Origin of the sequence: Rhizobium sp. BK049 (assembly GCF_014193135.1) — a bacterium.
Classification (GTDB): Bacteria; Pseudomonadota; Alphaproteobacteria; order Rhizobiales; family Rhizobiaceae; genus Rhizobium.
This window is the reverse complement of the sequence record NZ_JACHYV010000003.1, coordinates 74,072-86,899: the sequence shown is the minus strand read 5'-3', so window position 1 is coordinate 86,899 and position 12,828 is coordinate 74,072. Positions and strand designations below refer to the sequence as shown.

Below are 12,828 nucleotides of genomic sequence, written 5' to 3'. Positions count from 1 at the left end.
CATTAACTGTCGAACCGATGGCCGCGCCGTGATCGAATACGCTCTCTTGTTCGGATTGGGCTTCCTGACCGCGGCCTTCCTCGTCTTTCTGGTTTCGCCGGCCGTTCACCGCCGCATTGTCTGGTATACCGAGAACCGCCTGAAGGCGACAATGCCCCTGAGCCCGCAGGAGGTTCGCGCCCAGAAGGATATGGTGCGCGCGCTTCATGCCGCCGAAAATGCCCGCACCACCCAGGACCTTCTGCGTGAGCGCGAGAAATCCCTGTCTCTCCAGCTGCGCCACGATGCGCTCGCCGTCGATGCCGGCAGGCTCGCCGCCGAGATTGGCGAATTGCAGGCCCAGATCGGCGAGATGCACGTCGAGGCGGCCGAGCAGCGCTCGCACCTGCGTAAGGATGAGAGCTATATCAGCCAACTGAAGACCAATCTGCATATTGCCGAACAATCCGCCGCCAACAAGGAGGCCGAACTGACGGCAATGCGGACGCGGCTGAGCAAACTCAGCGAACAGGCCGACGGGCTGAGAATCGATCTCGCCGCGCGTGAGACCGAAGCGGAAAGCCTGAAATTCCGCGCCAACGCGTTGCGCGACGAACGCGACACCTTGCGCCAGGACGTCAACTTGCTGCAGAAGCGGGCTAGGGATGTCGAGCAGAAACTGACGCAGCAGCAGCATTTGGTGATCCGCCTGGAGGACAAGGCTGCGCGCGAAAGTGCTTCCGCCTCCGAGAAGGAAACGCAGCTCGCCCGCCGTCAGCAGGAGATCGCCAAGTTGAAGGAGCAGTTGAAAGCCGCCAATGCCGAGATCCGCAAGATCAACCGGGTGCTGCGCGACGCCGGCCTGGCCAAGATAGCGGCAGAACTACCGACGGAACTGACAGTCGAAGACACGACCGCATCCGTGCTCGACATGGCCGCTGTGACGGCTGAGATAGGCGAGGATGTCCGCAAGCGCAGCGCCGCCCTTGCCGAACGCTTGCAGAAGGCAAAGTCCGTCACCGGACGCGATGGCGCGATCCGCGAGGAGATCGCCTCGATCGCCGCCAACATGGTGGCGCTGACCGCACTCAACGAAGGCCCTTCGTCGCCGATCCGCGCGCTACTGCCGGATGCCGGCAACAAAAATCCGAGCGATCGCGTCAGTCTTGCAGACAGGGCGGCCGCCATCATCGCCAATCCGCTGCGTTAAAGCTCATAGCCGCCCCATGGCGGAGGCCATGGAAAACAATGCGATCCCTGTCGCAGTTGCCGCGTTGAGACTATCGAGCTCGTCCGATTGGGGAATGCGCGCGCTCTGAAAACGCGCCAGCAGCGCCTCCGGCAAGCCCTCCCCTTCGGTGCCGATGACGAGCGCCATGCGTGCCGCAGCGGGAATGGCGCGGATGTCGGTCTTTCCGTGCGGCGAAAGCGTCCAGATGGCAAAGCCCCGTTGGGCAAGCGTCAGGAGCAGGTCCAGCGCCTTGCCGCCGCGCCGGTGCGGAACGCTAAGCACCGAGCCGACCGACACACGTAACGCCTTGCGATAGAGCGGATCGCAGCAGGTTTCGTCGAGCAACACGGCATCCGCCCGGAAGGCAGCAGCATTGCGAAACATCGAGCCGGCATTGTCGTGGTTGGAAATGCCGCAGCCGACCAGCACCAGCGCCCGTTCCGGCAATGCGTCGAGAAGTGCCGCCTCGGCGCGGTCCTCTCGCTTTCCAAGGGCGAGAACGCCGCGATGCAGATGAAAGCCGACGACACCATCGAGCACTTCGGCCTCGGCGACATATACCGGCACACTAGCCGGAAACCGTTCCAGGATGGATTGCAGGCCGTCGACGCGATTGCGCAGCAGCAGGATTTTCTCGGCCGAGATGCCGCGACGTGCCGCATGCGCCTCGGCGAGCATGCGCAGCACGACAGTGCCTTCGGCGATAAAGCGGTTTTCCCGGCCCGTCAGGTCACGCTCTCTTATATCGCGAAACTCGGCGATGCGTGGATCGTTGGCGCTGTCGATGACGATCGGGGCGGCCATCCCGCTTCAATTTCCCCCGACGGTGACGTCGGCGACCGTGCGGCCGGTCCTCAGATCGAATACCAGCGCCTTCCTCGTGCCTTCAACCGTTTCTCCATAGAACAGCATCTGTCCCGCCGAAAACGAGGTGGACTGCACCTTGAACCCGAGAGGCAGGGAGAGGCTCGCCGCAAGCGGTGCATCCGCAGGCACGCCGGAGGCTGCGGCAGTGGACGCGGTCTCCTTGGGCTCGCGCATCGTCTTGTAGACAACAGCGCCGAAGACCGCCATAAGGCTGACGAACATGATGGCGCCGGAAACAATCTGCAGGCGGACCATCTTGCGCCGGACACTTTCCATCGCCGGATCAAGGGGCTTCTCTTCCTGGTCGTCTGGCTCGATTGCTGTCATCTGTGCGTTCCGTTCTAAAAATACGTCGGAGAAGAAGCGTCTTGAGCGACCCCTTTAAACAAGCAGCCGGCATTAGAAAAGTCCTGACCGCCGATGAAACCGCCGAAGGCCGGCTCGACGCCTGGCTGAAGGCGCAGGTTGGTGAGGATTTTTCCCGTAGCCGCATCAAGGCGCTGATCAAGGAGGGGCTGGTTTCTTTACGAGGCGAGCAGGTTACCGATCCGCAGCGCAAGGTGCGCGTCGGCGACAGTTTCGAGATCACCCTGCCCGAGCCTGAAGACCCGACCCCAAAGGGCGAAGATATCCCGCTCGACATCCTGCATGAGGACGATGACCTTATCGTCATATCGAAACCGGCAGGTCTGGTCGTCCATCCCGGCTCTGGCAATTGGACAGGAACGCTGGTCAACGCGCTGATCCATCATTGCGGCGATACGCTCTCAGGCATCGGCGGCGTGCGCCGTCCCGGCATTGTCCATCGTCTCGACAAGGACACGACAGGCGTCATGGTCGTCGCCAAGAACGACGTCGCCCATCGCCACCTCTCGCTTCAATTTGCCGACCACGGCCGCACCATGCCGCTGGAGCGGGCCTATCGGGCAGTCGTCTGGGGCCGTCCCCGCACTCTGTCGGGAACAATCGATGCGCCTCTCGGCCGCGCCACCGGCGACCGCACCCGCCGGGCAGTCAAGCGGCCCGACAGCCAGGATGCGGACGCGGCGATCACCCACTACGAAGTAATCGAGCGCTTCCAGGAAAACCCTGACGCTACCGCGCTCGCTTCGCTGGTCGAGTGCCACTTGGAAACCGGTCGCACCCATCAGATCCGCGTGCATATGGCCCATATCGGTCATCCGCTCGTTGGCGACACCGTTTATGGCGCCGGCTTCAGGACCAAGGCCAATCTTCTGCCCGAAGATATCCGCAAGATCGTCAACGGTTTCGGCCGTCAGGCACTGCATGCCTTCATGCTGCAATTCGAGCATCCCCGCACCGGCGAACTCATGCATTTCGAAGTGCCGCTGCCGGATGATATGATGAAACTGGTCGCAGCTTTGCGACGATAAAGGCGGCCCGGGATATCGCTCTCGCCGCCTCACACCTGCGTGAGCAGCACCTTGAACCGCCGTTTCGCCATACTTATCTGTATATAGACTTAGTGCGGGCTTGGAACAAAAGCCGCACGTCCCGGTTCGCCTATTAACGCGGGGGCGCGTTTCCATCGGGAACCGGAATTCACTTTAGGAGGGTGCAATATGGCCCGAAATACCTTGCCGTCCATTACCGCCGGCGAAGCCGGTCTCAACCGTTATCTCGACGAAATCCGCAAATTCCCGATGCTGGAGCCGCAGCAGGAATATATGCTGGCCAAGCGTTATGCCGAGCATGGCGACCGCGACGCTGCCCATAAGCTCGTCACCAGCCATCTTCGCCTCGTCGCGAAGATCGCGATGGGCTACCGCGGCTACGGCCTGCCGATCGGCGAAGTCGTCTCCGAAGGCAATGTCGGTCTGATGCAGGCCGTCAAGAAATTCGATCCCGAACGCGGCTTCCGCCTCGCCACCTACGCCATGTGGTGGATCAAGGCCTCGATCCAGGAATATATCCTGCGGTCGTGGTCGCTGGTGAAGATGGGCACGACGGCCAACCAGAAGCGCCTGTTCTTCAACCTGCGCCGGCTGAAGGGCCGCATCCAGGCGATCGACGACGGCGACCTGAAGCCGGAGCACGTCTCGGAAATCGCCACCAAGCTGAACGTCTCGGAGGAGGAGGTCATCTCGATGAACCGCCGTCTCTCCGGCGACGCTTCGCTGAACGCGCCGATCAAGGCGGCCGAAGGCGACAGCGGTCAATGGCAGGATTGGCTTGTGGACGACCACGACAGCCAGGAAGACGTGCTGATCGAACAGGATGAGCTCGAAACCCGCCGGCGCATGCTGGCGAAAGCGATGAGTGTTCTGAACGAACGCGAGCGCCGCATCTTCGAGGCCCGCCGCCTTGCCGAGGATCCGGTGACGCTGGAGGATCTCTCGGCCGAGTTCGACATCAGCCGCGAACGCGTCCGCCAGATCGAAGTCCGCGCCTTTGAAAAGGTGCAGGATGCTGTCCGCAAGGAAGCCCTGGAACGCGCAAAGGCCATTCGCGTCGTCGAAGCCACGGCCTGATAGAAACTGAACTGACAGTTGGAAACGCCACCTTCCGGATGCGGGAGGTGGCGTTTTTGTTTTGTGGCGGGCGATGCCGGCAGGAAGGACGTTGAAGGGCGTGCCGTGCAGCCCCCCTCATCCGACCCTTTGGGCCACCTTCTCCCTCTGGGGAGAAGAGGAGAAGCAAGCTGCTCGCCCTCATTTCCAAAAGGAATGCTTTAAGAAAGACAGGACGCTGCCACGATTCCCTTCTCCCTCGCGTGGAGGTGCCGGCAGGCGGATGAGGGGCCGGTGGCACAACGCACCGAGAACCCACTCACTGGCTCGTCGAGACATCCCCGAGTGCAGTCCATTCCTTGATGGCTGTATTGAAGGCATCCGTTCCCGTACCACCCTTCTCCATCGTCAGCAGCGCACGGCGGCCGTTGCGGTAGGTGATCGGAATATCGATCCAGTTGCGGGTCGACAGCAGATCGAGATTGGCCTTGCGCGCATCGGGATAGTCGTTGAGCGCGATCATGTGAAAATCATCCGTGATCTTGGCCGGAACCGCGATCAGCGCATCGCCGCGATCCTGCTCAGTGCGCTTCATCGAGATGCGCTGGACGCTTTCGATGCTGCCGCCTTCAAAATTTGGCGGCACCGAAAAGACGATCTCGACGAGATGGCTCGCCGGAAGCGACGGATCGGAATTGCGCTTGAAGGTGACGAGAGCCGAGAGGTTGCGCTCGGGAACGGTGACATTGCCTTGTACCGTCGCCTCCTGCCGGCCGTCCTGGCCAGCCTCATGCTGGACGGTCCAGACGACCGTTCCCTCGATCGCCGTCGGCGAGCTCTGGCCGATACGCTCCTCATAGAGGAACATTTTTTCCGACGAACCAACCGGCGCAGCCTGCTGCGGCGATGCCGCAGGACCGTTGGGCGTCAGCGTTTCGGGCGGGGCCGCATCGCCTTGCGCGCTGGCCGCCGGCGTATCGGCCGCCGCGACGTTCTGCTCGGCCACCGATTTTCCTTCAGCCGTCGGCGTTCCCGGCACCGTCGCCGGGCCGCTGTCGACTTCGGTCCCGTCGGAAAGCAGTCGTTGCGTGAATTTGGAATTGGCCGCCGCGCCGTCATTGTTCAAGGACGCTACTTGCTGGTTAGGCTGTGCCGGCGCCGGCGGCGTATTCTGTGCTTCTGGTGCGGCTGGCTGGGCTGGCGTCGGCGCGGGCTGGGCCGGCGTCTCGGAGCCCGCCGGCGTCATTGCCGCCTCGTTCCTCGTAGCCTGCGACGGTGCCGAACTGACAAGCCCATCGACCATCGCCACCAGCGCTTCTCTGTTCACCCAGCCGGCATAGGCGCCGCCACCGATCAGGATAAGCGCGAAGAGAAGAGTAATTATCGTGCCGATGCCGAAGCGGCGGCGCTTCGGTTCCATGCGGAAATTCTTGCCCTGCAGCTTCGAGGCGACGATCTGATCGATATCCATCGCCGGGTTGGCGTCGTCATCGTCAGTGGCGATCGGGCCGCGGCGGTCATAGCCCCGCAGCGCCTTCGCTTCGCGCCATGCCTCGCTCGGCGCGCCGGCGGGAGGTGTAGGCTTGCCGTCGTGCACCTCCGCAAAGATATCAACGTCGTCGAAATGCGAGGACACCGGCGTCTTCTTGTCGGTGCCCGCCTCGAGCGGCGGCAGGTCGTCGAAGGCAGCCTTCTCCCAGGAGAAAGCTTCCTTGGCGGCCGGCATGACAGCGGCGGGCGCCATTTTTTCGAGGCTCGATATCACGTCTTCGAAGGCACGCGCCGAAGCGTCGGCGGTAACTGGCGCCGTTTCCGAATATTGGCGGAGCTCCTCTTCGGCCCATTCGGTCTCCGCATCCTTGGGCGCCGGAGCCGGCGTCTCGACGGCAGGCTCGGCCCAGACAGGATCGAAATGTCCCGCAGCATCCGCCTGCAACGGCTGCTCGCGGCTATGTTCGACGAATTCCTGGGCACGATTGAAATCGGCGACCGGCTCCACGAGCCGGTTGGATGCATGCTCTAGGCCGCGTGTGATCGGCTGAAACGACTCGATGGGCTCGTAAGCGGCCTCGGCCTTGGGCTCACGGCTTTCCGCCATCGCCGGTTCGGCCGCGATCTCCTCGGCCTCCACGGGATGCTCTTCATCGGCACGATGCTCGTCGGCTTCCTCGTAGGAATGATCGGCAGGTGGCGTTTCGAAGCCGTGATGTTCCGGCTGCATTTCTTCGGCGGCGACGTCACGCGCCTCGCCGGCATGCCATTCCTCGGCCGGAGCCTCCTCCTCATGCGAGGGATGCCAATAGGTCTCGGCGGGTGCAGCTGTCTCAGCGGAAACAGGTGTTTGTGCGGCCTCAGCTTCCGCGGAAAGCGGCTCCTCGGCCGCGACCTCTTCCTCAGTTTCCTGCCGTGTGTCAGCTTCATGGTGATCCGGCTCATGGGCGGCGTCGGCCGTCGCCGGTTCCACATCGGCTTCACCGGCCGGCGCGCCGACAGCGGTCTGGGGCGCAGGCGGCAAGGTGCTTTCGTCAGGAACCGCTTGTTCTTCCAAGGTTTCCGGCGCAACACCGGCGCCGACCGTCTCCTCGAGGGGCAGCGCTTCGGAGTGTTCAGCCTCCACTTCGCGGATGGCGGCCTCCAGCTTTTCGAGCTGGCGTTGCAGCATGGCTTCCGGCGGACGCGGCTTCATGTTCTCGAGCTGCCGCTGCACTGCACCGCGAGCACGTTCGTAGACTTTCACCCGCATCTCGGGGGTGTTTTCAGCCAAGCCGTCGACGGCCCGCCGAATAACTGCAATAAAATCCGCCATTCTTACTTTCTCAAGAAGTCCGGCCTTCTGCCGAACTGTCCTCCACAGTGGGCCGTGACCTTAATCCTCAAACGGATCGGTCACAAGTATCGTGTCGTCTCGCTCCGGGCTGGTGGAAAGGAGCGCGACCGGCGCCCCGATCAGTTCCTCGACTTGGCGAACATATTTGATCGCCTGTGCCGGAAGATCCGCCCAGCTGCGGGCGCCGACGGTCGATTCCTTCCATCCCTCAAGCGTGACATAGATCGGTTCGACCCGAGCTTGCGCTCCCTGGCTTGCGGGAAGATGATCAATCTGTTCCCCGTCGAGCATATAACCGACGCAGATCTTCAGTTCCTCGAGACCGTCGAGCACATCGAGCTTCGTAAGCGCGATGCCGGTAATGCCGTTGGTCGCAACCGACTGACGCACCAGTGCCGCGTCGAACCAGCCGCAGCGGCGCTTGCGTCCTGTCACGGTACCGAACTCATGCCCCTTCTCACCCAGGAACTGGCCAACTTCGTCGGTCAGCTCCGTCGGGAACGGGCCTTCGCCGACGCGTGTCGTATAGGCCTTGGTGATGCCGAGGATATAGCCGAGCGAGCCTGGCCCCATGCCGGAACCGGCCGCCGCCTGGCCAGCCACGGTGTTGGAGGAGGTCACGAAAGGATAGGTGCCGTGATCGATGTCGAGCAGGCTGCCCTGCGCACCTTCGAACAGGATGCGGGCGCCCTTGCGGCGCTCCCTATCAAGCAAAAGCCAGACCGTGTCGCGGAACGGCAGCACCCGATCGGCGATTGAGGTCAGCTCGTCCATGATCGCCTGGTGGCTGATCTCGGCGACGCCGAGGCCGCGGCGAAGCGCATTGTGATGCGTCAGGATACGGTCGACCTTGCCGGAAAGACTGTCGAGATCGGCGAGATCCATGACCCGGATGGCGCGGCGGCCGACCTTGTCCTCATAGGCCGGACCGATGCCGCGGCGCGTCGTGCCAATTTTGGTGCCGCTGTTGGACGCGGCATCCTCGCGCATCGCGTCGAGCTCGCGATGCAGCGACAGGATGAGCGTCGCATTGTCGGCGATGCGCAGATTGTCAGGCGTAACCGTCACGCCCTGCGCCTCCAGTCGGCCGATCTCAGCGATCAGCGCATGCGGATCGACGACGACGCCGTTCCCGATCACCGCCATCTTGCCGGGACGCACGACGCCGGAGGGCAACAGCGAGAGCTTATAGCTCGTGCCGTCGATGACGAGCGTATGGCCGGCATTGTGGCCGCCCTGATAGCGCACGACAATATCCGCACGTTCCGAAAGCCAATCGACAATCTTGCCTTTGCCTTCGTCACCCCATTGCGAACCGACCACGACTACGTTCGTCATCCAACTCTTCCTGTTACCGGCGGAAAACCGCGCACCTGCTCAAACCCGCGCATCTATAAAGCTTTGTTTTTGGGAAAGCGACCCTGTTGTCACAGACGATTGGGCTTTTTACGTGACAAATCAGCAGCCGGCAGTCTATTTCCGCTGGGAAAAATCCGAACTTCGATCGCAAGAAGACGAGGAAGAACGCTCTTGCAAGCCACAGCCTATATCTGCCTCGTCATCGCCACCCTCTGCTGGGGCGGCAACTCCGTCGCCGGCAAACTCGCGGTCGGCCATATCAGCCCAATGATGCTGACCTTTCTGCGCTGGTTCCTCGCCGTCGCGTTCATCGCCATCATATCTGTGCCGCAACTGAAGAAGGATTGGCCCGTGGCGAGGAAAAACCTGCCGCTGCTTCTTTGCTACGGCGCCATTGGCTATACGCTCTTCAACGCCATGCTCTATTCGGCAGTGCAATATACAACGGCGATCAACGTCGCCATCGAGCAAGCCGGCATTCCGATGCTGATCTTCCTGTTGAATTTTTTCTTTTTCCGCACTGGCATCTCGCTGGCGCAATGTCTCGGCTTCGGCATGACGCTGATGGGCGTGGCGCTGACCGCCGCCCATGGCGACCTCGCCACGCTGCTGCAGTTGCAGCTCAACCGCGGCGACGGGCTGATGCTGATCGCTATTGCCGCCTATTCGCTCTACACGATTTTCCTGCGCTGGAAACCGCCGGTCGACTGGCGCACGCTAATGGCCTTCCCCGCCCTCGCCGCCATGCTGACCTCGCTGCCGCTGCTTCTCTGGGAGATCGGCCGCGGCGCTGCGCAGTGGCCTGACCAGGCCGGCTGGAGCATCACCTTCTATACCGCGATCTTCCCCTCATTGCTGGCGCAGATCCTTTATATCAAAGGCGTTGAGGCTATCGGCGCCAACCGCGCCGGTCTCTTCATCAATCTCGTGCCGGTATTCGGAACACTGCTTTCCGTCGTACTGATCGGAGAAAGGCTTCAGTCCTTCCATATGGTAGCGCTGATGCTGACGCTCGGCGGCATCGCAATCGCCGAAAAGGGCCGGCCGAAAGCGTCCGCTCCCACCGTGCCCGCCTCCCCCGTGGATTAGGCTTAACCAAGCTCCAGCGTCGTCACGCCGAAGACGTGTTTCAGCGGGATCGCCGGGGCGGGTCCTCGATACATCCGCATGGTCTCGAACACCGGCTGAAGACCCATGCCTTCGGCAAGTGCAATCGCCTCGCGATTCTCGGCGGGGATATCGATGAAGATCTGAGCGCCCTTTGCCTCGGGGATCAATCCGGCAAGCAGTGCCGCTGCGCTGTCTGCATCGTTGGCGAAAAGCGGGCCGATCTTGTAGCCCTCGTAACAGCGGCGAATCGTGCCGTAACCGCGGATCTTGTGGCTTTTGCGGACTACGGCCGTACGCCGCCCCTTGCGGCTGGTGCACCAGGCGGCGAGGAAGGCATCCCGCGGCTGCGGAAAGATCGCCGCATCATAACGCTGCAATCCTTCGAGGCGTGAATCCAGCACCGGCTGCGCGACAAGCGTGGAGGCCGGCAAAGAGGAGGCAACACCGCCGTAACGAATGGTGGAATAGGCGGGCTCGAAGCCGGCCTTGCGATAGTTCCCCTGCTGCGCGGCAACGCCGTCGAGACCGATCGTTCGGCCTTCCGCCGTGGCAATCCCCGCTTCCCAGATCGCCTTGCCGTAACCCTTGCCGCGGAAATCCGGGTGGACGATGTAGAGGCCGAGAAAGGCGAAGCTGTCGCCATATTTGACGACCGAGATCGAGCCGACGGGGACTTCACCGATAGAGCCGACGAAAAATCCCGACGGATCGGCTTCGAGGAATGCAAGCGAATCGTCGAGACCCGGATTCCACCCCTCCTGACGCGCCCATTCGAGCACGAGTTCCAATTCGCCGGGCCGCATCGAACGAACGGCAAATTCCGAATTCATGCGACCTTCCCAGATTGAATGTCCCGCAAGTCCATCCCGCCAACGGCAAAGCAATTTTCAGATCACCGCCACCCGATCGCACCGGACGAACGATGGAGAAGCCGCGCCGATGGTCTTGACCACGCGTATAATCGTTTTCGATGCAATGCAGTAAGCTTCGTTTCCGCATTACCATGAAACAATGCCGTTGCAAGCTCAAGAAAATTACTTGGCGCCCAATAACTTCCGGCGCGGATAAATGTCGCGCCGAAATCTCTCGCGTACTCAACCCGGAGGACAGGAAGCATTTCGGCGGAAATTAGCCACTATCGCTGCCCTGCGCCGGAATCAATGGTTGTGCCGTGGCGGGTTTTTTGCGATCTGGCGAAACTCCGACGCACCTTCCAGAACCGCGCCATCCGACAGCTGCGTCACCGAGCGGCGGTAGATCTGCTGCCACGGCGTGGCATCCGCCGGCACCGGCGGAATACCGTCGCTCCTGCGCCGCTCGATCTCCGCGTCGTCGACCAACATGTCGCAGCGCCCCTGGTTGAAGTCGATGCGGATGATATCGCCGGTGCGAAGCCAGGCGAGGCCGCCCCCGGCAGCGCTTTCCGGTGATGCATTGAGAATCGATGGACTGTCGGCGGTGCCCGACTGACGGCCGTCGCCGATCGTCGGCAGACTCCGGATGCCGCGTTTCAGGAGATGATCCGGCGGCTGCATGTTGACGACCTCAGCCGATCCAGGCCAGCCGAGCGGCCCCGCTCCGCGGATGACGAGGATGGTATCCTCGTCGACGCCGAGTTCAGGGTCGTTGATGCGCCTGTGATAATCCTCGGAACCATCGAAAACCACCGCCCTGCCCTCGAAAACACCTTCCCGCCCGGGCTCCAGAAGATAGCGCTGGCGGAAATCTTCCGAGACTACGCTCATCTTCATGATCGCGAAATCGAAGAGATTGCCCTTGAGGACGAGGAAGCCCGCCCGCTCCTTCAGCGGTTCGTCGAAAGGCCGGATGACCTCGCGGTCGCTGGCCTGGCGGCCTTTCAGGTTCTCGGCCATCGTCCTCCCCGTCACCGTGCGACAGTCGCCGTCGAGCTTTCCGGCCTGCAGCAGCTCCCACATGATCGCCGGCGTGCCGCCCGCGCGGTGATAGCGCTCGCCGAGATAGGCGCCCGCCGGCTGGACATTGGCCAGAAGCGGGATATCGAAGCCGTGCACCTGCCAGTCATCGGGATAAAGTTCGACGCCGGCGTGCTTGGCCATGGCAGCCAGATGCGGCTGCGCATTGGTCGAGCCGCCGATCGCCGAATTGGTGCGGATCGCATTGAGGAACGCGGCCCGCGTCAGGATATCCGATGGCTTCAGATCCTCGAACACGATCTCGACGGCGCGCCGTCCGGTGCGGTAGGCCATCTGCCCCCGCTCCCGGTAGGCGGCCGGAATGGCGCCGCAGCCGGTGAGCGATAGGCCGAGTGCTTCCGCCAGCGCATTCATCGTCGAGGCGGTGCCCATCGTATTGCAGTGACCGACGGATGGAGCCGAATCGAGCGCCGCCTGCAGAAACTCCTCCCGATCGATTTCACCGGCCGCATATTTCCGCCGCATCCGCCAGATGACGGTGCCGGAGCCGGCCAGTTCCCCCTCGTGCCAGCCATCGAGCATCGGCCCGCCGGAGAGCACGATGGCCGGAATATCGACTGTCGAAGCAGCCATGATTGCCGAAGGCGTGGTCTTGTCGCAGCCGGTGGTCAACACGATACCGTCGAGTGGATAGCCGTAGAGGATCTCGACAAGGCCGAGATAGGCTAGATTGCGGTCGAGGGCGGCGGTCGGACGCTTGCAGTTCTCGAAGATCGGATGCGTCGGAAATTCGATGGGGATGCCGCCAGCGTCGCGAATACCGTCACGCACGCGCTTGGCGAGCTCGACATGCACCCTGTTGCAGGGCGTCAGATCGCTACCGCTCTGGGCAATTCCGATGATCGGCCTGCCGGACCGCAGTTCTTCCGGCGTGATGCCGTAATTCATGAAACGCTCGAGATAGAGCGCCGCCATGTCAATATGATCGGGATTGTCGAACCAATCCTGCGAACGCAGGCGGCGCTTCTTCGGTTGGCTGTCCGTCATCATCATCCTCCCGATCGGCTATTCTTCTCTTTGAAGTCGAGA

At 62.3% G+C, this 12,828-nt stretch carries 10 protein-coding genes; 4 read left to right on the top strand and 6 right to left on the bottom strand.

Going from position 1 to position 12,828, the window contains the following annotated elements; translation table 11 throughout:
• Positions 1-28 precede the first annotated feature (28 nt).
• Positions 29-1,189 (top strand): hypothetical protein, encoded by a 1,161-nt coding sequence (locus tag FHT70_RS03985; protein WP_183699086.1) that lies wholly within the window; start codon positions 29-31, stop codon positions 1,187-1,189.
• A gap of 3 nt (positions 1,190-1,192) precedes the next feature.
• Here FHT70_RS03985 and FHT70_RS03980 read toward each other — a convergent pair whose 3' ends face one another.
• Positions 1,193-2,014 (bottom strand): RNA methyltransferase, encoded by an 822-nt coding sequence (locus FHT70_RS03980; RefSeq protein ID WP_183699084.1) that lies wholly within the window; start codon positions 2,012-2,014, stop codon positions 1,193-1,195.
• 6 nt (positions 2,015-2,020) lie between these two features.
• Positions 2,021-2,404, bottom strand: coding sequence for a hypothetical protein (locus tag FHT70_RS03975; protein WP_085779203.1), 384 nt, complete (start codon positions 2,402-2,404; stop codon positions 2,021-2,023).
• Between the two features lie 41 nt (positions 2,405-2,445).
• Between FHT70_RS03975 and FHT70_RS03970 the strand changes: the two genes are divergently transcribed.
• Together FHT70_RS03970 and rpoH are read left to right on the top strand one after the other, a co-directional pair.
• Positions 2,446-3,471: an RluA family pseudouridine synthase gene (locus FHT70_RS03970; protein ID WP_183699082.1), complete on the top strand. Its 1,026-nt coding sequence runs from the start codon at positions 2,446-2,448 to the stop codon at positions 3,469-3,471.
• Positions 3,472-3,660: 189 nt separating this feature from the next.
• Positions 3,661-4,569 (top strand): RNA polymerase sigma factor RpoH, encoded by a 909-nt coding sequence (gene rpoH, locus FHT70_RS03965; protein WP_085779205.1) that lies wholly within the window; start codon positions 3,661-3,663, stop codon positions 4,567-4,569.
• 298 nt (positions 4,570-4,867) lie between these two features.
• Here rpoH and FHT70_RS03960 read toward each other — a convergent pair whose 3' ends face one another.
• Positions 4,868-7,354, bottom strand: coding sequence for a hypothetical protein (locus FHT70_RS03960; RefSeq protein ID WP_183699080.1), 2,487 nt, complete (start codon positions 7,352-7,354; stop codon positions 4,868-4,870).
• A 60-nt stretch (positions 7,355-7,414) separates the two neighbouring features.
• Positions 7,415-8,713 (bottom strand): adenylosuccinate synthase, encoded by a 1,299-nt coding sequence (locus FHT70_RS03955; RefSeq protein WP_183699078.1) that lies wholly within the window; start codon positions 8,711-8,713, stop codon positions 7,415-7,417.
• Positions 8,714-8,905: 192 nt separating this feature from the next.
• On the opposite strand from FHT70_RS03955, the gene FHT70_RS03950 reads away from it, so the two are divergent.
• Positions 8,906-9,823, top strand: coding sequence for a DMT family transporter (locus FHT70_RS03950; protein ID WP_183699076.1), 918 nt, complete (start codon positions 8,906-8,908; stop codon positions 9,821-9,823).
• Positions 9,824-9,825: 2 nt separating this feature from the next.
• Here the strand turns inward: FHT70_RS03950 and FHT70_RS03945 are convergent, their stop codons facing one another.
• Positions 9,826-10,674 (bottom strand): GNAT family N-acetyltransferase, encoded by an 849-nt coding sequence (locus tag FHT70_RS03945; protein ID WP_097600683.1) that lies wholly within the window; start codon positions 10,672-10,674, stop codon positions 9,826-9,828.
• Between the two features lie 327 nt (positions 10,675-11,001).
• The gene (locus tag FHT70_RS03940; protein WP_183699074.1) at positions 11,002-12,786 is read right to left on the bottom strand and encodes an IlvD/Edd family dehydratase; all 1,785 of its coding nucleotides are present in this window, start codon (positions 12,784-12,786) and stop codon (positions 11,002-11,004) included.
• Positions 12,787-12,828 lie beyond the last annotated feature (42 nt).

What these genes read in the sequence shown, in the direction of transcription:
- FHT70_RS03980 (WP_183699084.1), bottom strand. Translation starts at nt 2,014, where the DNA reads ATGGCCGCCCCGATCGTCATCGACAGCGCCAACGATCCACGCATCGCC.
- FHT70_RS03975 (WP_085779203.1), bottom strand. Translation starts at nt 2,404, where the DNA reads ATGACAGCAATCGAGCCAGACGACCAGGAAGAGAAGCCCCTTGATCCG.
- rpoH (WP_085779205.1), top strand. Translation starts at nt 3,661, where the DNA reads ATGGCCCGAAATACCTTGCCGTCCATTACCGCCGGCGAAGCCGGTCTC.
- FHT70_RS03960 (WP_183699080.1), bottom strand. Translation starts at nt 7,354, where the DNA reads ATGGCGGATTTTATTGCAGTTATTCGGCGGGCCGTCGACGGCTTGGCT.
- FHT70_RS03955 (WP_183699078.1), bottom strand. Translation starts at nt 8,713, where the DNA reads ATGACGAACGTAGTCGTGGTCGGTTCGCAATGGGGTGACGAAGGCAAA.
- FHT70_RS03945 (WP_097600683.1), bottom strand. Translation starts at nt 10,674, where the DNA reads ATGAATTCGGAATTTGCCGTTCGTTCGATGCGGCCCGGCGAATTGGAA.
- FHT70_RS03940 (WP_183699074.1), bottom strand. Translation starts at nt 12,786, where the DNA reads ATGACGGACAGCCAACCGAAGAAGCGCCGCCTGCGTTCGCAGGATTGG.